This window comes from Ancylobacter amanitiformis, from assembly GCF_030814815.1.
In the GTDB taxonomy this organism is placed as follows: Bacteria; Pseudomonadota; Alphaproteobacteria; order Rhizobiales; family Xanthobacteraceae; genus Ancylobacter; species Ancylobacter amanitiformis.
On the sequence record NZ_JAUSVR010000013.1, the window covers coordinates 79,280 to 98,967 of the forward strand.

The 19,688-nt window shown below is 68.0% G+C and carries 16 protein-coding genes; 12 read left to right on the forward strand and 4 right to left on the reverse strand.

The annotated features are described in order from the left end of the window. Nucleotides 1-6: 6 nt before the first annotated feature. Complete coding sequence (locus QOZ99_RS17100) at nt 7-1,464, reverse strand: AMP nucleosidase (protein WP_306891240.1); 1,458 nt, start codon at nt 1,462-1,464, stop codon at nt 7-9. 191 nt (nt 1,465-1,655) lie between these two features. Further along, a complete protein-coding gene (locus QOZ99_RS17105) occupies nt 1,656-2,678 on the reverse strand; it encodes an LLM class flavin-dependent oxidoreductase (RefSeq protein WP_306891212.1) in 1,023 nt (340 codons plus the stop codon). Between the two features lie 208 nt (nt 2,679-2,886). Here QOZ99_RS17105 and QOZ99_RS17110 point away from each other — a divergent pair, with 208 nt between their 5' ends. Genes QOZ99_RS17110 through QOZ99_RS17125 form a run of 4 tightly spaced genes read left to right on the forward strand, consistent with a single transcriptional unit; the run spans nt 2,887 to nt 6,584 of the window. After that, nucleotides 2,887-3,363, forward strand: a complete 477-nt coding sequence (locus QOZ99_RS17110) for a MarR family winged helix-turn-helix transcriptional regulator (protein WP_306891213.1) — start codon at nt 2,887-2,889, stop codon at nt 3,361-3,363. Continuing rightward, the gene (locus tag QOZ99_RS17115) at nt 3,360-5,468 is read left to right on the forward strand and encodes an FUSC family protein (protein ID WP_306891214.1); all 2,109 of its coding nucleotides are present in this window, start codon (nt 3,360-3,362) and stop codon (nt 5,466-5,468) included. The genes QOZ99_RS17110 and QOZ99_RS17115 overlap by 4 nt, the downstream gene beginning before the upstream one ends. A 4-nt stretch (nt 5,469-5,472) precedes the next feature. After that, on the forward strand, nt 5,473-5,682 hold the full coding sequence (locus QOZ99_RS17120; protein WP_306891215.1) for a DUF1656 domain-containing protein: 210 nt from the start codon (nt 5,473-5,475) through the stop codon (nt 5,680-5,682). Then, nucleotides 5,679-6,584, forward strand: coding sequence for an efflux RND transporter periplasmic adaptor subunit (locus tag QOZ99_RS17125; RefSeq protein WP_306891216.1), 906 nt, complete (start codon nt 5,679-5,681; stop codon nt 6,582-6,584). Before QOZ99_RS17120 ends, QOZ99_RS17125 begins: the two co-directional genes overlap by 4 nt. Before the next feature lie 43 nt (nt 6,585-6,627). On the opposite strand, the gene QOZ99_RS17130 is transcribed toward QOZ99_RS17125, so the two are convergent. Then, nucleotides 6,628-7,878 (reverse strand): cupin domain-containing protein, encoded by a 1,251-nt coding sequence (locus QOZ99_RS17130; RefSeq protein ID WP_306891217.1) that lies wholly within the window; start codon nt 7,876-7,878, stop codon nt 6,628-6,630. A 572-nt stretch (nt 7,879-8,450) separates the two neighbouring features. On the opposite strand from QOZ99_RS17130, the gene QOZ99_RS17135 reads away from it, so the two are divergent. From QOZ99_RS17135 to choX, 5 genes are all read left to right on the forward strand, one after another. Beyond that, nucleotides 8,451-10,031, forward strand: coding sequence for a peptide ABC transporter substrate-binding protein (locus QOZ99_RS17135; RefSeq protein WP_306891218.1), 1,581 nt, complete (start codon nt 8,451-8,453; stop codon nt 10,029-10,031). Between the two features lie 104 nt (nt 10,032-10,135). Continuing rightward, a complete protein-coding gene (locus tag QOZ99_RS17140) occupies nt 10,136-11,059 on the forward strand; it encodes an ABC transporter permease subunit (protein WP_306891219.1) in 924 nt (307 codons plus the stop codon). After that, a complete protein-coding gene (locus QOZ99_RS17145; protein WP_370876878.1) occupies nt 11,052-12,218 on the forward strand; it encodes an ABC transporter permease in 1,167 nt (388 codons plus the stop codon). The genes QOZ99_RS17140 and QOZ99_RS17145 overlap by 8 nt, the downstream gene beginning before the upstream one ends. 1 nt (nt 12,219) lies before the next feature. Next, nucleotides 12,220-13,920, forward strand: a complete 1,701-nt coding sequence (locus QOZ99_RS17150) for an ABC transporter ATP-binding protein (protein ID WP_306891221.1) — start codon at nt 12,220-12,222, stop codon at nt 13,918-13,920. 154 nt (nt 13,921-14,074) lie between these two features. Next, the gene (gene choX / locus QOZ99_RS17155) at nt 14,075-15,019 is read left to right on the forward strand and encodes a choline ABC transporter substrate-binding protein (RefSeq protein ID WP_306891222.1); all 945 of its coding nucleotides are present in this window, start codon (nt 14,075-14,077) and stop codon (nt 15,017-15,019) included. A gap of 188 nt (nt 15,020-15,207) precedes the next feature. Here choX and QOZ99_RS17160 read toward each other — a convergent pair whose 3' ends face one another. Further along, complete coding sequence (locus QOZ99_RS17160; RefSeq protein WP_306891223.1) at nt 15,208-16,173, reverse strand: GlxA family transcriptional regulator; 966 nt, start codon at nt 16,171-16,173, stop codon at nt 15,208-15,210. A 110-nt stretch (nt 16,174-16,283) separates the two neighbouring features. Between QOZ99_RS17160 and bcoG the strand changes: the two genes are divergently transcribed. The 3 genes from bcoG (at nt 16,284) to QOZ99_RS17175 (ending at nt 19,279) form a co-directional block, all read left to right on the forward strand. Continuing rightward, nucleotides 16,284-17,186, forward strand: a complete 903-nt coding sequence (gene bcoG / locus QOZ99_RS17165) for a 3-dehydrocarnitine:acetyl-CoA trimethylamine transferase BcoG (RefSeq protein WP_306891224.1) — start codon at nt 16,284-16,286, stop codon at nt 17,184-17,186. A 10-nt stretch (nt 17,187-17,196) separates the two neighbouring features. Next, nucleotides 17,197-18,714 carry a carnitine 3-dehydrogenase gene (locus QOZ99_RS17170; RefSeq protein ID WP_306891225.1) on the forward strand — a complete coding sequence of 506 codons (1,518 nt, stop codon included), beginning with the start codon at nt 17,197-17,199 and terminating at the stop codon, nt 18,712-18,714. Nucleotides 18,715-18,781: 67 nt separating this feature from the next. Then, a complete protein-coding gene (locus QOZ99_RS17175) occupies nt 18,782-19,279 on the forward strand; it encodes a peptide deformylase (protein ID WP_306891226.1) in 498 nt (165 codons plus the stop codon). The last annotated feature ends 409 nt before the right edge of the window (nt 19,280-19,688 follow it).

A 19,688-nucleotide genomic window follows, 5' to 3' on the forward strand; every position in this document is an offset into this window, starting at 1 on the left:
GCGCTGTCAACGGAAGGGCGGCTCGTCGAAGGAGCGCAGCTTGCGCGAATGGATGCTGGCGCCGGCTTCCTTCAGCTTGTCGAGCGCGGCGAGGCCGATCCTGAGATGTTCGCTCACGGCACGCTCATAAAAGGCGTTGGCGGCGCCGGGCAGCTTGATCTCGCCATGCAGCGGCTTGTCGGAGACGCAGAGCAGCGTGCCATAGGGCACGCGCAGCCGGTAGCCCTGCGCGGCGATGGTGCCCGATTCCATGTCCACCGCGATGGCGCGCGAGAGGTTGATGCGGCGGCGCTCCTGGGTCCAGCGCAGTTCCCAGTTGCGGTCATCCTGCGTGACCACCGTGCCGGTACGCAGGCGCCGCTTGAGCTGCTCGCCGACCTCGCCCGTCACCTCCGCCGCCGCCTGCTGCAGCGCCACCTGCACCTCGGCCAGCGCGGGGATCGGAATGTCGGGCGGCACCAGTTCGTCCAGGATGCCGTCCTGCCGGAGATAGGCGTGGGCGAGCACGTAATCGCCGATCACCTGCGTCTGCCGCAGCCCCCCGCAATGGCCGACCATGAGCCAGCAATGCGGGCGCAGCACCGCGAGGTGGTCGGTCACGGTCTTGGCGTTGGACGGGCCGACGCCGATATTGACCAGCGTCACCCCTTGCCCACCCGGCCGCACGAGATGATAGGCCGGCATCTGGTAGCGGTGCCACGGCGCGCTCATCACCCGCTCCACCGCATCGGCGTCCAGACCCGCGCGGTCGATCCGCACCCCGCCCGGCGTCACCAGCGCCTGCGCCGTGCCCGCCGCAATCTCGGCAAGGCCGGCGCGCACGAACTGGTCGACATAGCGGTGATAATTGGTGAGCAGGATCCAGGACTGGAAGCACCGCCAGTCCGTGCCGGTATAGTGCACGAGGCGGCGCAGCGAATAATCGGTGCGTACCGCGTCGAACAGCGCCAGCGGGCGCGGCTCGCCCTCCACCAGTTCGAACGTGCCGTCGGCAATCTCGTCGCCGACCAGCGACAGGAGCGGCGTGGGGAAATGCCGGGCGAGATCGGAGGCCGTGACCGTGCCGCGGCCAAGCTCGTCGCCCCCCTCCAGCGCGTAGGGATAGGGAATTTCCTGGTGGCTGATGCCGGTCTCGATCCGCGCGCCATATTCGGCGACCAGCGGGGTCAGCTGGTCGAGCAGGTAGGCGCGGAATTCCGCCGGCTGGGTCACGCTGGTCTGATGGATGCCCGACACCGCGAATTTCGCATAGCCCCGCTGGCTCTTCACCATCGGGGAGAGGTAGGGCTCATGCGTCACGCGCAGCAGCGGGTAGCGGTAGCGCGCCCGCTCCTCGGGGGTCGGGGCCTGCCCGGTCTCGAAGAAGCGCTGCAGGTCGCCGCGCAGGGCCTCGCGTGCCGCCCGGTAGAGCGCGTCCAGCCGGTCGATGGCTGCCTCGGGAGTAGCCGCCGTCTCGAACATCATCGCACCCCTTGCCTGCCGACCCTGCTGCCAGAGCATCTCCGGTGAACTCCGGTTCACCGGAAATGCTCTAGGTCTTTGTTTCAACGCGTTTTCTTGACGCGAACCGGAACCCACTTCGCTCGAAAACGCTCTAGCGCGGATCGCGGCAAAGGTGAAGGGCACCGTCCGCCAGCCGGCCGGCCGTCCCGTGCTCAGCGCCAGCCGAGCGCCGGGGCGACATGGGTGAGGATGGCCTCGATGACATGGGCGTTATACGCGACGCCCAGCTGGTTGGGCACGGTCAGCAGCAGCGTGTCGGCCTCCGCGATGGCCTCGTCCTGCTTCAGCTGCTCGATCAGCCGGTCGGGCTCGGCGGCATAGGAGCGGCCGAAGATCGCCCGCGTGCTGGCGTCGATGAAGCCGACATGGTCGCTCTCCTGGCCCGAGCGGCCGAAATAGAGGCGGTCCTGATCATCCACCAGCGCGAAGATGGAGCGGCTGACCGACACGCGCGGGGTGCGCGTGTGCCCCGCCTCCTTCCAGGCTTCGCGATAGGCGCGGATCTGCGCGGCCTGCTGCAGGTGAAACGGCTCGCCGGTCTCGTCATCCTTGAGCGTCGAGCTCTGCAGGTTGAGGCCGAGCTTTGCCGCCCACATGGCGGTGGCATTGGAGCCGGCGCCCCACCAGATGCGCTCGCGCAGGCCCGGCGCATGCGGCTCCAGCCGCAACAGGCCCGGCGGGTTGGGAAACATCGGGCGGGGATTGGGTTGGGCGAAGCCCTCGCCCTTCAACGCCTCCAGCAGCACTTCCGCGTGGCGCCGGCCCATGTCGGCATCGTTTTGTCCCTCGGGCGGGGCGTAGCCGAAATAGCGCCAGCCATCGATCACCTGCTCGGGCGAGCCGCGGCTGATGCCGAGCTGGAGGCGCCCGCCGGAAATGAGATCGGCGGCGCCGGCATCCTCCGCCATGTACATCGGGTTCTCGTAGCGCATGTCGATGACCGCGGTGCCGATCTCGATGCGGCTCGTCTTCGCGCCCACCGCCGCCAGCAGCGGAAAGGGCGAGGCGAGCTGGCGGGCGAAATGGTGCACGCGAAAATAGGCGCCGTCCGCGCCCAGCTGCTCGGCCGCCACCGCGAGTTCGATGGATTGCAGCAGCGCATCGCCCGCCGAGCGCGTCCCGGAATTGGCCGAGGGCGTCCAGTGCCCGAATGACAGGAAACCGATCTTCTTCATCACATTCTACCAACATCGACAGGAAAACAGGCCGGCAGCCCGCGGCCCGGGAGCCAGCCGCGCGAAGCGGGGCGCCGGTGGACGCGGCGGCACAGCTTTACCCCAGAGATCGGCACGGCATCGATCGCCCGCGACACGATCGCGTGATCCTGCCGGCACCGCCGCCAAGCTACTTGCCTTAAAATAATTCGTTTCCTATCAATTAGCCATGAACGTACTTCCCCCGCCCGATCTGATGGCGCTCCAGCGCGCCTTGACCGCGCAGCTGCTCCAGGCCGGGCGGCACTGGCGGCGCTGCGCCGAGCGCGAGCTGGAATCCTACGGCATCTCCGAGGCCTGCGCCGCGCCGCTGCTCTGGGCCGGCCGGCTGGGCGGGGGCGTGCGGCAGGTGACGCTGGCGAGCCATGTGGGAATCGAGGGACCCTCGCTGGTGCGGCTGCTCGACCAACTTGCCGCCGCCGCACTCATCGAGCGCCGGGACGACCCCACCGATCGGCGCGCCAAGACCATCTGGCTCACCGCCGCCGGCGAAGCGCTCGCCGCGCGCATCGAGGACATGCTGGTCGGCGTGCGCGCGCGCGTTCTCGCCGGCTTCGACCGGGCGGACCTCGAAGCCGCGCTGCGGGTGCTCACCGCGTTCGACGAGACATCCGTCCGCCCTGCCGAGGAAGAGGCGCTGCCGTGACCCTGCCGCCGTGGCGCGACTGGCTTTTCACCGGCAAAGCCTTCCTCGCCTCCATGCTCGCGCTCTATATCGCCCTCGCCTTCGACCTGCCGCGCCCCTACTGGGCGATGGCGGCGGTCTATGTCGTGGCCAATCCGCTGGCCGGCGCGACGAGTTCCAAGGGACTCTATCGCGCGCTCGGCACGCTCATCGGCGCGGGCGCGGCGGTGTTCTTCGTGCCGCTCTTCGTCAACGCGCCGGAACTGCTCTGCCTCGTCGTGGCGCTGTGGACCGGTTGCCTGCTCTACGTCTCCATGCTCGACCGCACGCCGCGCAGCTACGTGTTCATGCTCGCCGGCTACAGCCTGCCGCTGATCGCCCTGCCGGTCGTTGGCAGCCCCGAACAGATTTTCGACGTCGCTCTGGCACGCAGCGAGGAGATCATCATCGGCATCACCTGCGCCACGCTGGTCGGCGCCGTGGTGTTTCCCACCAGCGTCGGCACGGCGCTTTCCGCGCGCCTGCGCGGCGTGCTCGGCGATGCCGCCGCCTGGGCGGGGGAAATCCTGCGCGGCGAAGGCGCGCTGCCGGCGACGCCGCTGCGCCGCCAGAAGCTCGCCGCCGACATTGCCGGGCTCGACCTCATCATCAGCCAGCTGTCCTATGACGCCGCCACGCGCGACGTGGTGCCCCAGGCGCGCGAATTGCGCGGACGGCTGCTCATGCTGCTGCCGCTGCTCTCCTCCCTCGCCGACCGTCTGCACGCGCTGAAGGCGCAGGGCGGCCGCCTCCCGCCCGACATTGGGACGCTGCTGAACCGCGCGGCCGATCTCCTCGCCGTGCCGACGACGGCGGAACCCGCGCAGGTGGACGCGCTCATCGCCGCCATCGGAGCGCTGCGGCCGCAGGAACCCGCCGACTGGAACGACCTGATGAGGACCAGCGCGCTCGACCGGCTCGGCGAGATCCTCGCCCTGTGGAGCGACACCCTCTGCCTGCACGCGGCCATCGAGAGCGGCCGACACGCGGGCCCGTGGCGGCCGCGCTTCCGCCATCGCAAGGTGGTCGGCCCGGCGCGCCATTATGATGTCGGCCTGATGCTGTTTTCCGCCGGCTCCTGCGTGCTCGCCACGCTGGCGGTCTGCGCGTTCTGGATCGCCAGCGGCTGGGCGAACGGGGCGGGCGCGGTGATGATGACCGCGGTCGCCTGTTCCTTCTTCGCGGCGATGGACCGGCCGGCGCCGTTCATCCGCTCCATGGCGATCTGGAGCGGGGTCAGCATCCTTGTCGCGGGCGTCTACCTCTTCGCCATCCTGCCGCTAGTGCATGATTTCGAGATGCTGGTTCTGGTCTTCGCGCCCCCCTTCCTGCTGCTGGGGCTGATGATCCCCCGCCCGCAGCTGACCATGCTGGCCATGCTGATGGCGGTGAACACCGCCTCCTTCGTGGCCATGCAGAACCGCTACAGCGTCGATTTCGGCAGCTTCGCCAATGAGGGGCTGGCGGCCATGGCCGGGCTCACCTTCGCCTTCGTGTGGACGCTCGCCACCCGCCCGTTCGGCGCGGAAATCGCCGCGCGCCGGCTGGTTCGCGCCGGCTGGGCGGATCTGGCGCAGACCGCGGCCGGGCGCCAGCGCGGCGATCCCGAGAGGCTGGCCGGCCGCCTGCTCGACCGGCTGGGCCAGCTCATTCCGCGCCTCGCGGTGATCGACGACCGCGAACTGGCCAGCGTGGACGGGTTCGCCGACGTGCGGGTCGGCTTCAACATCGTCGAACTGCAGAAGACCCGGCGCGCCATGGCCGCTCCCCACCTGAGCGCGCGCCACCTCACGGCGCCTCACCTCACGGCGCCCCACCGCGCGGCGATCGACGCGGTGCTCGCGGGCGTGGCCGCGCTTTATCGCCGGCGCGCCGCCAGCCGCCGGATGGTGCCCGCTCCGCCCGAACTGTGCGACGCGCTGGATCACGCGCTGCGGCTTGCCGCCGCCCGTGAGGGCGGGGAAGCCCGGCGCACGCTCGACGCGCTGGTCGGGCTGAGGCGGGTGTTCTTTCCCGACAGGCCGGGCCCGGCCGGCGATTTCCGACCGGCGCCGCGCGGCGAACCGATGCTCATGGCCGCGGAGTAGCGCGATGACCGGCGAACTCGATCTCTACGGCGTCTACATTCCCAACCTTCTCGCGCTGATGCTGGCGACGCTGCTGGTGAGCCTGATGGTGCGGCGGGTGCTGGCCTTTCTCGGCGTCTATGCCCTCGTCTGGCATCGCGGGCTGTTCGACGTCGCCCTTTATGTCGTCCTGCTGCAGGCCCTGTCCCTGCTGTCCCAATGGTGGCTGTCATGACCCTTTCGCTGCGCGGTACGCTCCGCGTCCTCGCCACGCTGGCCATCGTCCTCGCCGCGCTCGGGTCGGGACGCGCGCTGTGGTCGCACTACATGGACGAACCGTGGACACGCGACGCCAAGGTGCGCGCCGACATCGTGGGCGTCGCCCCCGACGTCACCGGCTTCGTCAGCGAGGTGCGGGTGCGCGACAACGCGGCTGTAAGACAAGGCGACGTGCTCTTCCGCATCGACCGCGCCCGCTTCGCCATCGCGCTGGAACAGGCAGAGGCGGTCCTCGACGGGCGCAAGGCGGCGCTGGAGCAGGCCACGCGCGACCGCCAGCGCTACGAGCAGCTCAAGGACGTGGTGTCGGACCAGAAGACCGAGCAGATGCGCATGTCGGAGAGCGAGGCCTCCGCCGCCTATCGCCAGGCGCTGGCCGACCGTGAGCTGGCGCGGCTCAACCTGGAACGCTCGGACGTGAAGGCGCCGGTCAACGGCACGATTGCCAATCTCAGCCTGCGGCCCGGCGACTATGTGAGCGCGGGCAAGGCCGAACTCGCGCTGGTCGACACCGATTCCGTGCGGATCGAGGGCTATTTCGAGGAGACCAAGCTGGCGCGCATCCATGTCGGCGCGCCGGTGTCGATCCGCCTGATGGGGCAGGACACGCCCCTGCATGGCCATGTCGAGAGCATCGCCGCCGGCATCGAGGATCGCGAGCGCACGGTGGGCAACGGGCTGCTCGCCAACATCAACCCCACCTTCAGCTGGGTACGGCTCGCCCAGCGCGTGCCGGTGCGGATCGCACTCGACGAGACGCCGGATCCGGCGCGGCTGGTGGCCGGCCTCACCGCCACCGTCTCCGTCGAGCCCGACAACCGCGCCCTCGCGACCGCGCCGGCGCCGGGCCGTTCGTGACGCGAGCCGCCCCGCGGGGCGGCTCCGTCTTCACACGGGCGCCTCAGCCGCGCGGCTGGATGCCGACCTGACCGCGCGGGAAGCGGGCGATCACGGCGGGGTCGATGTTGAGATGCTGGGCGACGAGTTCCGGCGGCGCATGGGTCAGCCAGTCGGAGAGATCGACCTCCTGATATTCCGCCGTCCGGAATACCGCGAGGACCTGCACGTCCTCGTCGCCGGTATTCTCGATGTAATGACCCTGGCTCTTCGGCACGACGCCGAGGTCGCCGGCCTGGAAGTCGATGGTCTGCGCGCGCGGCCCGGTGTTGAACACCGTCATGCGGCCGCGGCCCTTGATCCAGTACTGCCACTCATCGGCATTGGGGTGCCAGTGCATCTGGCGCAGCCCGCCCGGCTTTATGGTCTCGATCGCGGCGGCGACGGTCTTCGAGGCCTTGAAGGTGCGGCTGTCAGCCAGCTGCACCATGCCGGCGGCGTTCTGCTTCACCGGCTTGGTGCCGGTGAGTGAGAAGGTGAACGGCTCGGCGGGCGCACCGGCGCCGGCGACGGCGGCCTGATCGACCGCGAGCGGGGGCGGCTCCTGCCCCTGGAAAATCCACAGGTCCTGCAGCGGGATGTTCTTGAAGGTGTCCGCCGGCACGCCGAAATTCTGCGCCAGGATCTTCGGCGGGGTGTGCGCGAACCAGTCGGTCAGCAGCAGCGTGTTGTACTCGGACTGGAAGGCATCGTCGAAGACGAGGAGGAACTCGGCGCCATCGGGGCCGAGCCCCTGCAGCGAATGCGGGCAGCCGGCCGGGAAGAACCAGAGATCGCCGGCGCCGACGTCGGCGATGTAGGGATGACCGTACTGGTCGAGCACGGTGATCCGGCACTTGCCGTTGGTCATCAGCGCCCATTCGCCGGCGAGGTGCCAGTGCATCTCGCGGATGCCGCCCGCGCTGAGGCGCATGTTGACGCCTGAGACTTCCTTGGCGGCGGGAAACTCCGTGGCGGTGATCTGCCGCGCCCAGCCGCCGGCCTGGATGCGCTTGGGCATGATGTTGAAGGAGGACCACATCATCGGCATGTTGCCGACATCGGTGGCAGGCGGGTTCTGGAACGCGGGAATCTGCGCTTCCAGTGCCTTGTTCTGCGGGCCCGGGTTGGAAAGCGAGGAAGGGGTCGAGTTGATCGCGCCTTCCGGCGGCTGGTCGGGATTGCCGAAAGTGGCGGCGCTGGCGGTGCCCGAGGCAATGGCCGCGCTACCCATGGCACTCAGCGCCAATAGCGTGCGGCGGGAAAGGTCTTCCATGATCCGTGCTCCTGGTTTTCGCAGCCGGGCACGGAAGGGCGAGAGCCCCGCAGTGCATGCAGACCGGCCGAGGGACATGGCGGCGAACGCTCGCGGCTGTCCGGCGCCACGCTCTCCCCATGCATTCAGGCTGGGGGAAAGCTGCGCGGCAGTCTTTCCGCCCCGCATGGCGCACGAGCCGAGCCGTCGAATTGAAAACGACGGCGGCACGGCTTCAGTTTCCGCAGCCGATGCGCATCGAATCACCTACATTTCCAGTTCGAACGGCATGGTTTGACATCGAAGGACGGCCGACAACTCGGATCACCGTCGCCATCAGCTACTAAAATACCATGGAAAATCGAACTAAACCCGCGCGTCCCGCGGCGGGAGCTTTCGCAGCCCCGGTTTCCACAAGGCCGGCCCCGCCCGCGAGGGCCGCATCGTGCGATTGCGAAAGACCGACCGAGGGTAGATCCTGTTCGACGCTACGTCAGCCTGGCAGCCGCCGGGGATGACGGCCTTTCGCTCAATCTGGCGCCATGCTTTACGTTTGAGCAATCCGGTCCCCTCTTCCAGAAAGGGAGTTCAAAATGAACCGATCCCGCTTCCGATCCACCCTTCTCGCCTCCATCCTGCTGGCCGCGTTCAGCCTGCCGGCGGCGGCGGATGTGGTCTATAATCGCGGCAATTCGGCCGATCCGGAATCGCTGGACCCGCACAAGACCTCGACCGTCTACGAGGCGCATATCCTGCGCGACCTGTTCGAGGGTCTGGTGATGCAGGACGCGACCGCCAATCTCATTCCCGGCGCCGCGGCGAGCTGGACCGTGTCGCCCGACGGCACCGTCTACACCTTCAAGCTGCGGCCGGACGCGACCTGGTCGAATGGCGAGCCGCTGACCGCCGAGGACTTCGTCTATTCGCTGCGCCGCCTCGAGGACCCGGCCACCGGCGCCGAATATGCCTCCATGCTCTATGTCATCAAGAACGGCGAGGAAGTGAACACCGGCAAGGCCAAGCCGGAGACGCTCGGCGTGCGCGCCATCGATCCCAAGACGCTTGAGATCACGCTGAAATCGCCGACCCCCTATTTTCTCGAGGTGCTGACCCACCAGTCGACCTACCCGGTCAGCAAGGCCTCGATCGAGAAATTCGGCGCCGAGTGGATCAAGCCCGGCAACCTCGTCTCGAACGGTGCCTTCACGCTCACCGAATTCGTCCCCAACGACCACATCAAGCTGTCCAAGAACCCCAAGTTCCATGACGCGGCGACGGTGAAGCTCGACGCGGTGAACTACATTCCCACCGAGGATCGCTCCACCGCCATCAAGCGCTACGAGGCGGGCGAGCTGGATTCCAATGACGACCTGCCGACCGAGCAGTTGGCCGACCTGAAGAAGAAGTTCGGCGATCAGGTGAAGATCGGCCCGTATCTCGGCACGTACTACTACGCCATCAAGACCGACAAGGCGCCGTGGAACAACCCGAAGCTGCGCCGCGCCGTCTCGCTGCTGATCGACCGCGACTTCCTCGCCGAGAAGGTGTGGCAGAACTCCATGCTGCCGGCCTATTCCATGGTGCCCCCGGGCATTGACGGCTACACGCCGGCCGAGGCCGACTATGCCAAGACCTCGCAGATCGACCGCGAGGACGAAGCCAAGAAGATCCTCACCGATCTGGGCTACGGGCCGAACAAGCCGCTGAAGCTGGAAATCCGCTACAACACCTCGGAGAACCACAAGAACACCGCCGTGGCGATCCAGGAGCAGCTCAAGCCCTTCGGCATCGAGGTGACGCTGGTCAACACCGACACCAAGACCCATTACGGCCATCTGGAGCAGAAGGGCGACTTCGACTTCGCCCGCGCCGGCTGGATCGCCGACTACAAGGACCCCGAATCTTTCCTCGGCATCTCGCGCAAATCGAGCGGCAACAACTATTCCAGCTTCAACGACCTCGCCTTCGAGAAGCTGATGGACGAAGCCGCCGCTGCCGGCGGTGATCCGGCCGCGCGCATGAAGAAGCTGGCCGAGGCCGAGAAGGAACTGATCGACCAGCTCGGCAACCTGCCGCTGCTCTATTACAGCTACCACGACATCGTATCGCCCAAGCTCAAGGGCTGGCAGGCCAACGTCATGGACGTTCACCCCTCGCGCTTCATCTCGAAGTGATCACTGTCGAAGTGACCGCCTGACCGCTCTCCGCGGCGAGGCCGGCGGCCGGGATCATCCATCCCGCGCCGCCGGCCTCGCCTGCCAGCACGAGGACGACCCCCGTGGCACGCTACGTCCTGCGGCGGCTCTTGACCGCCATCCCGACGCTGTTCCTGATCGTCACCCTCTCCTTCTTCCTGCTGCGCGTCGCCCCGGGCGGGCCGTTCAGCCAGGAACACGGGCTGAGCCCGGAAGTGAAAGCCAATCTCGAGCGGGTCTACCAGCTCGACGCGCCGCTCTGGCGGCAATATCTCAACTATCTCGTCGGCCTGCTGCACGGCGATTTCGGCCCCAGCTACAACCTACCGGACTTCACCGTGGCCGACCTGTTCCGGGTCGGGCTGCCGGTATCGATGCAACTCGGCGCATCCGCACTCGTCCTGGCGCTGATCATCGGCTCGATCCTGGGCATCCTCGCCGCGCTGCGGCAGAATCGCGGCGTCGATTATGGCGTTGTGGCGCTCGCCACCGCCGGCTCGACCATCCCGACCTTCGTCATCGCCCCGCTCTACCAGTTGGTCTTCGCGCTGACGCTGGCCTGGGTGCCGGTGGCCGGCTGGGGCGGGGGCGCGCTGGTCAACAAGATCGGCCCGGTGCTGACGCTCGCGCTGCCGCAGATCGCCATCGTCGCCCGCCTCATGCGCGGGGCGATGATCGAGGCGCTGCGGGCCAACCATATCCGCACCGCCCGCGCGCTCGGCCTCAGCAGCTTCTCCGTTGTGGTCAAGCACGCGCTGCGCGGGGCGGTGCTGCCGATCATCTCCTATGCCGGACCTGCCGCCGCGGCGCTGCTGACCGGCTCGGTCGTGGTGGAAACGGTGTTCGCCATTCCCGGCGTCGGCCGCTACTTCGTCGATGCCGCGCTCAACCGCGACTACACGCTGGTCATGGGCACGGTGGTGGTGATCGCGGTCTTCGTCATCGTCTTCAACCTTCTCGTCGACCTCGCCTATGCGCTGGTCGATCCGCGGGTGCGCTATGAGTGACATGACAGCCCCGGCCGACGGCGCCGCCGTCCGGCCCTCCCTCACCCCCGCCGCGCCGCCGCCGGTCGCCAAGGGACGCTCGCTCTGGAGCGATGCGTGGCGCCGGCTCACCGCCAACCGCGCCGCCGTGGTCAGCGCCGTCTATCTCGTGGTGATGACCTTTGCCTGCCTGGTCGGCCCGCTGGTGACCGGCCACGACTACACGACCATCTACACCGACTATGTGCGCGTGCCGCCAAGCCTCACCCCCTACCCCAAGCAAGACCAGATCGCCGGCGCGCTGGAGGATGTGGTGAAGCGCATGCGGGTCGATCTCGTCGACTGGAGCGAGCAGGACGGGCGCGTCAGCGTCACCGTGCGTTCGGCGCGCGCCGTCGATCCGCGCGTGCTGCGCTATTTGGAACGCTCGCCGAGCTTCATCGACCCGCGCATCGAGAGCACGGAGCCGGATGGGCTCAGCATGACCATGAGCGCCGCCGTCGCCCGGCACTATTTCCTGTTCGGCACCGACAATACCGGGCGCGACCTGCTCACCCGGACGCTGATCGCCGGGCGCGTCTCGCTCGCCATCGGCCTGCTCGCCGGGCTGACCGCGGTGCTGATCGGCGTCACCTATGGCGCGGCCTCCGGTTTCCTCGGCGGGCGGGTGGACGATGTGATGATGCGCTTCGTCGACATCCTCTATTCGCTGCCCTTCATCTTCCTCGTCATCATGCTGGTGGTGTTCTTCGGTCGAAACTTCGTGCTGATGTTCATCGCGGTGGGAGCGGTGCAGTGGCTCGACATGGCCCGCATCGTGCGCGGGCAGGCACTCTCCATCCGCCGGCAGGAATATGTGCAGGCGGCGACGGCGATGGGCGTCTCGCCCGCCGGCATATTGTGGCGGCATGTGGTGCCCAACACGCTCGGACCGGTCGCGGTCTACATGACGCTGCTGGTGCCGCAGGTCATCCTCCTGGAGAGCTTCCTCTCCTATCTCGGCCTCGGCGTGCAGGAACCGCTCACCAGCTGGGGCGTGCTGATCGCGCAGGGCTCCAAGAACATTCCCTCGGCGAACTGGCTGCTGATCTTCCCCTCGCTCTTCCTGACATCGACGCTGTTCGCGCTGAACTTCCTCGGCGATGGCCTGCGCGATGCACTCGACCCGAAGGACCGCTGAGATGGAAGCGACCCTTTCTTCCGACCACCCGTTTTCCGACCACCCGTCTTCCGACAACGCGCCGCTGCTGGAGCTCAACGACCTCCGGGTCGGTTTCGACACACCGGACGGCGAGGTTCAGGCGGTGCGCGGCATCCGTCTCGCGCTTCATGCGCGCGAGACGCTGGCCGTGGTCGGCGAGAGCGGCTCCGGCAAGAGCCAGACCATGATGGCCGCCATGGGCCTGCTGGCCAAGAACGGCCGCGCCTCGGGAAGCGTGCGCTATCGCGGCCGGGAGATTCTCGGCCTGAAGGCAGCGGCGCTGAACGAGGTGCGCGGCGCCAAGATCGGCATGATCTTCCAGGAGCCGATGACCTCGCTCGACCCGCTCTACACGATCGGCAACCAGATCGCCGAGCCGCTGACCCGGCATCTGCGGCTGAGCGGCCGGGCGGCGCGCCAGCGCGCGGTGGAATTGCTGACCCTGGTCGGCATTCCCGATCCCGCCCGCCGGCTCGAAGCCTATCCGCACGAGCTTTCCGGCGGGCAGCGCCAGCGGGTGATGATCGCCATGGCGCTCGCCGCCGAGCCGGACGTGCTGATCGCCGACGAGCCGACCACCGCGCTCGACGTGACGGTGCAGGCGCAGATCATCGATCTCTTGCGCACGCTGCAGCAGCGTTTCGGCATGGGCATCGTCTTCATTACCCACGATCTCGGCCTCGCGCGGCACTTCGCCGACCGGGTGGCGGTGATGCGCCACGGCCTCGTGGTGGAGGAAGGCCCGGCGAGCGAGGTGCTCACCACGCCGAAGGCCGAGTACACGCGCATGCTGCTCGCCGCCGAGCCGACCGGCACCAAGGCGCCCCCGCCGGCCGACGCGCCCATCGTGCTGGAGGCGCGGCGCCTCAATGTCACCTTCAGGATCGGCGGCGGCCTGCTGGCCGGCCCCCCGCTGGTCATCCATGCCGTGAACAATGTCAGCGTCACGCTGCGCGAGGGCCAGACCATCGGCATTGTCGGCGAATCCGGCTCGGGCAAGTCGACGCTCGGCCGGGCGCTGATCCGGCTGATCGAGGCACAGGGCGATATCCGCCTGTTCGGCGAGCCGGCAAACGCGCTCGACACGCAGTCGCTGCGGGCGCTGCGCCGGCAGGTGCAGATCGTGTTCCAGGACCCGTTCGGCTCGCTCTCCCCGCGCATGACGGTGGGCGAGATCATCACCGAAGGCCTGCGCGTTCATGCCCCCCACCTCGACCGGCGGGCGCGCGAGCGGCTCGCGGTGCAAGCGCTGGAGGATGTCAGTCTCGACCCCGGCTTGCGCAACCGCTACCCGCACGAATTTTCCGGCGGGCAGCGCCAGCGCATCGCCATCGCCCGCGCGGTGATCCTCAAGCCCCGCGTGCTGGTGCTGGACGAGCCGACCTCGGCACTCGACCGCTCGGTGCAGAAGGACATCGTGGAATTGCTGCGGCGACTGCAGGGCGAGCATGGCCTGTCCTATCTCTTCATCAGCCACGACCTGTCGGTGGTGCGGGCGCTGTCGGACTGGATCATGGTGATGCGGGCCGGGCAGGTCGTGGAGGCGGGCCCGACCGACGAGGTGTTCCGCGCGCCCGCCGCCGCCTATACGCGCGAACTCATCGCCGCCGCGTTCGGCCTGAGCGATACGCCGGTCGCCCCGGCGGCTCCCGACCTGCCGCGCGGTGTGGCGCTCGGCTGAGCGGGGCGTGCACCGAATGCGCGGCGGGGCACGGCCCGCTGCGCATTCGGTCATGTGGACTTCGAATGCAGTCAATCAGCTGACGATGCGGGGGGTAGGCTTTTCCTTGCGGTGCCGGTGTCAACGGCATGATCGCCAACACGAGGGAACAGCAATGATTTCACGCCTTTTCGTGGCCTGTGCTGCCTTATCCGCAACGCTGCTTTCGCCGTCGGCCTTCGCTGCCGATCCGGCGGCCTGCGCCAAGCCGCGCTTTTCCGATGTCGGCTGGACCGACATCACCGCCACCACGGAGATCGCCCGGCAGTTGCTGGACGGGCTCGGCTACAAACCCGAAGTGTCGGTGCTCTCCGTCGCCATCACCTTCAAGGCGCTGGAGAATGGCGACCGCGACGTGTTCCTCGGCAACTGGATGCCGCTGCAGGAGCCGACGCAGGTGCCGCTGGTCAAGGCCGGCAAGATCGACATCGTCGCCACCAATCTCGAAGGCGCGCGCATCGGCTTCGCCACCTCCAAGGCCGCCTATGACGTGGGGCTCAAGACCTATGCCGACATCGCCAAGTTTCGCGACAAGCTCGGGGGCAAGATCTACGGCATCGAGGCGGGCAGCGGCGCCAACAATACCATCACCCGGATGATCGCGGACAACACGTTCGGCCTGAAGGGCTTCGATCTCGTCGAATCCAGCGAGCAGGGCATGCTGGCGCAGGTCACGCAGAAGATCCGCCAGAAGGAGCCGGTGGTGTTCTTCGGCTGGCGGCCGCACCCGATGAACGTCAACATGCCGATCGCCTACCTGGCCGACGGCAACGACGTGTTCGGCCCCCGGGATGGCGGCGCCACCGTGGTAACGCTCTCCCGGCCGGGCTACGTGAAGGACTGCCCGAATGTCGGCAAGCTGTTGACCAACCTCGTCTTCGACGTGGCGATGGAAGACCAGCTGATGAGCGACATTCTCGACAAGGGCCAGAGCGCGGATGTCGCCGTGCGCACCTGGCTCAAGGCCAACCCGGCCGCGGTGGACCGCTGGCTCGCCGGCGTCACCACGCTGGAAGGCAAGCCCGGCGCCCCCGCGGTCAAGAGCGGCCTCGGTCTCTGAGGCTGCCACCCAACGGCCAGTCGTGCCGAGGATGGCAGCCCTCCCCCCTCTCCCCGTCGGGGAGAGGGCTGGGGTGAGGGGTCTCGACGCTCCGCAAGCTTGTCTCCCCTCACCGACCCGCTTCGCGGGCCACCTCTCTCCAATGGGGAGAGGAATTGCAAGTCAGCCTCGTGAAACAAAGGGCCCGGTTACAGCCGGGCCCTTCGGGCGGCCGAGGGCGGCTGGCCGAACTGGCGGCGAAAGGCGCGCGACAGCGAGGCGATGGCGGAAAAGCCGGTGCGCTCGGCAATGTCGGCGATCGGCAGGTTGGTATCGAGCACCAGCCGCCGCGCCGCATTGAGCCGAAGCGTGACGTAATAGCCGCCCGGCGCCACATCCACCGTGCGCAGGAACAACGATTCCAGGCTGCGTGTCGACACCCCCACCCGCCGGGCGATGGCCGCGATGGTCAACGGCTGGTCGATATGCGTCTCCATGATGCGGATCGCCTCGGCCACGCGCGGCTCGTGCTGGCGGATGCGCCCCAGCGAGACGATGGGCTGCACGTCGGAGCCGGTCCGCACCTCCTCGTAGATGTAGAGGCTGGCCACATCCAGCGCCGCGGAATAGCCCTGCCGCGCGCGGATCAGCGCCAGCATGCAATCCAGCGCCGGCGTCGCCCCGCCGGTGGTGAAGACCGGCTCGTCCACCACCCAGCGATCCGGCTGCACGTCGGCATGGGGAAAGCGGGCGGCGAAATCCTCCAGATCCTCCCAATGCGTGGTGGCGCGGCGCCCGTCGAGCAGGCCGGCATAGCCGAGCAACCACGATCCCGATTCGATGCCGCCGACAATGGCCGAGCGCTTGGCCCCCATGCGGATCGCCTTGAGCACCGGCGCCGACGCATGGGTCGAGACATCGAACGCCGCCACCAGCACCAGCGCGTCCTGGCGCACGGCAGGGTCGAACGCGCCGTCCACCGGAATCGGCAGCCCGCAGCTCGCCACCGGCATCGCCCCGTCGATCGAGGTCAGCCGCCAGCGATAGGCGGGCCGGCCGAGCACACGGTTCGCCCCGCGCATCGGGTCCAGCGTCGCCGCCAGCGAGAGCAGCGACAGCCCGGAGAAGAGCAGCAACGTGACGTCGAGTGGCTCGTTGGAATGGGTGAAGATCATGGAGACACGATCGCGACGGCGGTTTCGCAAAAGGAAAAATGCTCTGCGGAACAAGTTGCGTCACATCGGCGCTTTGCCGTCAAGCTCGGCGCATCAGGTTGGAGGTTTCGATGCCACTTTCGATGAACCGCGATGTCTTCATCACCTGCGCCGTCACCGGCGCCGGCGATACGGTGGGCAAGTCTGCGCATGTGCCGGTGACGCCGCAGCAGATCGCCGCCAGCGCCATCGATGCCGCCCGGGCCGGTGCCGCCATCGTGCATTGCCACGTGCGCGATCCGCAGACCGGCGCGGCCTCCCGCCGGATCGATCTCTACCGCGAAGTGACCGACCGCATCCGCGCATCGGAGGTGGACGTGGTACTCAACCTCACCGCCGGCATGGGTGGCGACCTGGTGTTCGGCGGGGTCGAGAGCCCCTTTCCGCTCAACGCCGCGGCCACCGACATGGCGGGGGCCACCGAGCGCGTCGCCCATGTCGCCGAGTGCCTGCCGGAAATCTGTACGCTCGACTGCGGCACCATGAATTTCAGCCTCGGCGACTATGTCATGACCAACACGCCGGCCATGCTGCGCGAGATGGCCCGGCAGATGACGGCGCTCGGCGTGCGCCCCGAGATCGAGGCCTTCGACACCGGGCATCTGTGGTTCGCCAAGCAACTGGCCGAGGAAGGGCTGATCGAGGACCCGGTGCTGATCCAGCTCTGCATGGGCATTCCCTGGGGCGCCCCGGACGACCTCAACACCTATATGGCGATGGTCAACAATGTCCCCGCGAGCTGGACCTTCTCGGCCTTCTCGATCGGCCGCAACGCCATGGCCTACCCTGCCGCCGCCGTGCTGGCGGGCGGCAATGTCCGCGTCGGGCTGGAGGACAACCTCTATGCCGGCAAGGGCCAGCTCGCCACCAATGCGCAACTGGTCGAGAAGGCCGCCACGCTCGTGACCAACATGGGCGCGCGCATCATCGGCCCGGCCGAGGTGCGCGAGAAGCTCAAGCTGGTGAAGCGCTGAGGAGGCCGACATGACCCATCTCTCCCCCATCTCCCGCGCCGCCTGCATCGGCGGCGGCGTCATCGGCGGCGGCTGGATCGCCCGCTTCCTGCTCGCCGGCATCGACGTGACGGTGTTCGATCCGCACCCCGAGGCGCAGCGCATCGTCGGCGAGGTGCTCGCCAATGCCGAGCGCGCCTATGGGTTGCTGACCAATGCGCCCCTGCCACCGCGCGGGCAGCTCCGCTTCTGCGCCAGCCTTGCCGAGGCGGTGGCGGATGCCGAATGGGTGCAGGAGAGCGTGCCGGAGCGGCTCGACCTCAAGCGCCGCGTGCTGGCACAGATCGACGCCGCCGCGCCGCCGGATGCGCTGCTCGGCTCCTCGACCTCGGGCCTCAAGCCTTCCGACCTGCAGGAAGGGCTGGCGCATCCTGAGCGGCTGTTCGTCGCCCATCCCTACAACCCGGTCTACCTGCTGCCGCTCGTCGAGATCGTCGGCGGCCAAGCTACCGCGCCCGCCACCATCGCGCGGGCGAAGACGGTGCTGGACGCCATCGGCATGAAGGGCGTGGTCATCGCCCGCGAGATCGAGGCCTTCGTCGGCGACCGGCTCCTGGAGGCGCTGTGGCGCGAGGCGCTGTGGCTGATCAAGGACGACATCTGCGATGTCGAGACGCTCGACGACGTGATCCGCTATTCCTTCGGCCTGCGCTGGGCGCAGATGGGCCTGTTCCAGACCTATCGCATCGCCGGCGGCGAGGCCGGCATGCGGCATTTCCTCGCCCAGTTCGGCCCGTGCCTGCAATGGCCGTGGACCAAGCTCACCGATGTGGTCGACCTCGACGAGACGCTGGTGGAGAAGATCGGCGCGCAGTCGGACGCGCAGGCGGCGGGCCTGTCGATCCGCGAGCTGGAGCGCATCCGCGACGAGAATCTTGTCGGCATCGTGCAGGCGCTGAAAGCCGGGAACGGCGGCGAGGGCTGGGGCGCGGGCAGGCTGCTGGCCGATTTCGAGCGGCGGTTGCAGGCCAAGGCCGAGCCGGCCATTGCGATCGACGTCGAGGCGCCGCTCGCGCTGGTCGAGACGCGGGTGTCACCTGCCTGGATCGACTACAACGGCCACATGACCGAGCACCGCTATTTGCAGGTCTTCGGCGACGCAACCGATGCGCTGCTGCGGCTGATCGGCGTCGACCTCGCCTATGTCGAAGGCGGGCACAGCTACTACACCGTGGAAACTCACCTGCGGCATCTCGGCGAGGCGAAGCTCGGCGAGACGCTCCGCGCGACCTGCCAGATCCTCGCCAGCGACGACAAGCGGCTGCACCTGTTCCATCGCCTCTTTGCCGGGCCGGACGGCCGCGAGATCGCGACCGCCGAGCACATGCTGCTGCATGTCGATACCCACGCGGGACGCGCCACGCCCGCCCCGGCGGAGCTGCTCTCCCGGCTGGCCCCGCTCGCCGGCGCCCATGCCCGCCTGCCCGCCCCCCCGGCGGCCGGCCGGGCCGTGGGGCAGAAGCGGGCACCCCTCGCCGCCACCGCCTGAGACGCCGTCGTGACGGGGGCCGGCGGCCCCCCTCCCCGCGGCGGCGCAGCCGGGTTAGACAGGGGGCATGACCGCTCGCCCCCTCATCCTCTTTCCCGATCCCCGCCTCCGGCAAGTCGCCGCGCCGGTGACGCGTTTCGACGCCGAGCTATCCCGCCTCGCCGACGACCTCGTCGATACGATGCGGGCGGCGCCGGGCATCGGCATCACCGCCCCGCATATCGGCGTGGCGCTGCGCCTCGTCGCGCTGGAACTGCCGGACACGCGCGTGCGCCTCTATGCCAACCCGGTCCTCATCTGGCACTCGCTGGAGATGGCGCGCCATGCGGAAGGCAGCGTCTCCATGCCCGGCTTCACCGAGGAAGTGGAGCGCCCGGCCCGCGTGCGGGTGCACTATCAGGATCTCGATGGCCAGGTTCAGCAGGAGGAGGCCGACGGCCTTCTCGCCGTCTGCCATCAGCACGAGATCGACCAACTCGACGGCATCTTCTGGATCCAGCGCCTCTCGCGGCTCAAACGCGAGCGGCTGGTCAAGCGGCACCAGAAGCAATCGGCCGCGCGCTGAAGCTCTCTGCGCATGGGGAGGATGCAACGCCAAAATGGAAGGACGACGTCGCTCTGGCAACCCCGCGCACATGCGGGGCGATGATTCGTTGCCACCCGGCAGAATGCCCCCATGCGCGGCCGCTTCCCGACATCGAGCGATCGTTTCTCGCCGCGCCTTTGCGTTGGGATCGACGATTTTACACCCACGCACAATCGTTGAGAGGCTACGAAAAGTCATCGAATCAAGATAATATTTTCACAATTGAGTATAATTTCTCCGCGTTGCTTTTTAGAATATTTCAGTGTGAACGTAATTTGTAGATGAAAATGTATTTTAATTAAATTTTTACTTTTATATCTATTTTCAATCTGTCGCCGCAGAGGTTGTAATCATTCCAACAGAGCGCTGGCGTGGAACCTTCGAACCG

What these genes read in the sequence shown, in the direction of transcription:
- QOZ99_RS17120 (WP_306891215.1), top strand. Translation starts at nt 5,473, where the DNA reads ATGACCGGCGAACTCGATCTCTACGGCGTCTACATTCCCAACCTTCTC.
- choX (WP_306891222.1), top strand. Translation starts at nt 14,075, where the DNA reads ATGATTTCACGCCTTTTCGTGGCCTGTGCTGCCTTATCCGCAACGCTG.
- QOZ99_RS17135 (WP_306891218.1), top strand. Translation starts at nt 8,451, where the DNA reads ATGAACCGATCCCGCTTCCGATCCACCCTTCTCGCCTCCATCCTGCTG.
- QOZ99_RS17110 (WP_306891213.1), top strand. Translation starts at nt 2,887, where the DNA reads ATGAACGTACTTCCCCCGCCCGATCTGATGGCGCTCCAGCGCGCCTTG.
- QOZ99_RS17170 (WP_306891225.1), top strand. Translation starts at nt 17,197, where the DNA reads ATGACCCATCTCTCCCCCATCTCCCGCGCCGCCTGCATCGGCGGCGGC.
- QOZ99_RS17175 (WP_306891226.1), top strand. Translation starts at nt 18,782, where the DNA reads ATGACCGCTCGCCCCCTCATCCTCTTTCCCGATCCCCGCCTCCGGCAA.
- bcoG (WP_306891224.1), top strand. Translation starts at nt 16,284, where the DNA reads ATGCCACTTTCGATGAACCGCGATGTCTTCATCACCTGCGCCGTCACC.
- QOZ99_RS17145 (WP_370876878.1), top strand. Translation starts at nt 11,052, where the DNA reads ATGAGTGACATGACAGCCCCGGCCGACGGCGCCGCCGTCCGGCCCTCC.
- QOZ99_RS17100 (WP_306891240.1), bottom strand. Translation starts at nt 1,464, where the DNA reads ATGATGTTCGAGACGGCGGCTACTCCCGAGGCAGCCATCGACCGGCTG.
- QOZ99_RS17160 (WP_306891223.1), bottom strand. Translation starts at nt 16,173, where the DNA reads ATGATCTTCACCCATTCCAACGAGCCACTCGACGTCACGTTGCTGCTC.
- QOZ99_RS17150 (WP_306891221.1), top strand. Translation starts at nt 12,220, where the DNA reads ATGGAAGCGACCCTTTCTTCCGACCACCCGTTTTCCGACCACCCGTCT.
- QOZ99_RS17125 (WP_306891216.1), top strand. Translation starts at nt 5,679, where the DNA reads ATGACCCTTTCGCTGCGCGGTACGCTCCGCGTCCTCGCCACGCTGGCC.
- QOZ99_RS17105 (WP_306891212.1), bottom strand. Translation starts at nt 2,678, where the DNA reads ATGAAGAAGATCGGTTTCCTGTCATTCGGGCACTGGACGCCCTCGGCC.
- QOZ99_RS17130 (WP_306891217.1), bottom strand. Translation starts at nt 7,878, where the DNA reads ATGGAAGACCTTTCCCGCCGCACGCTATTGGCGCTGAGTGCCATGGGT.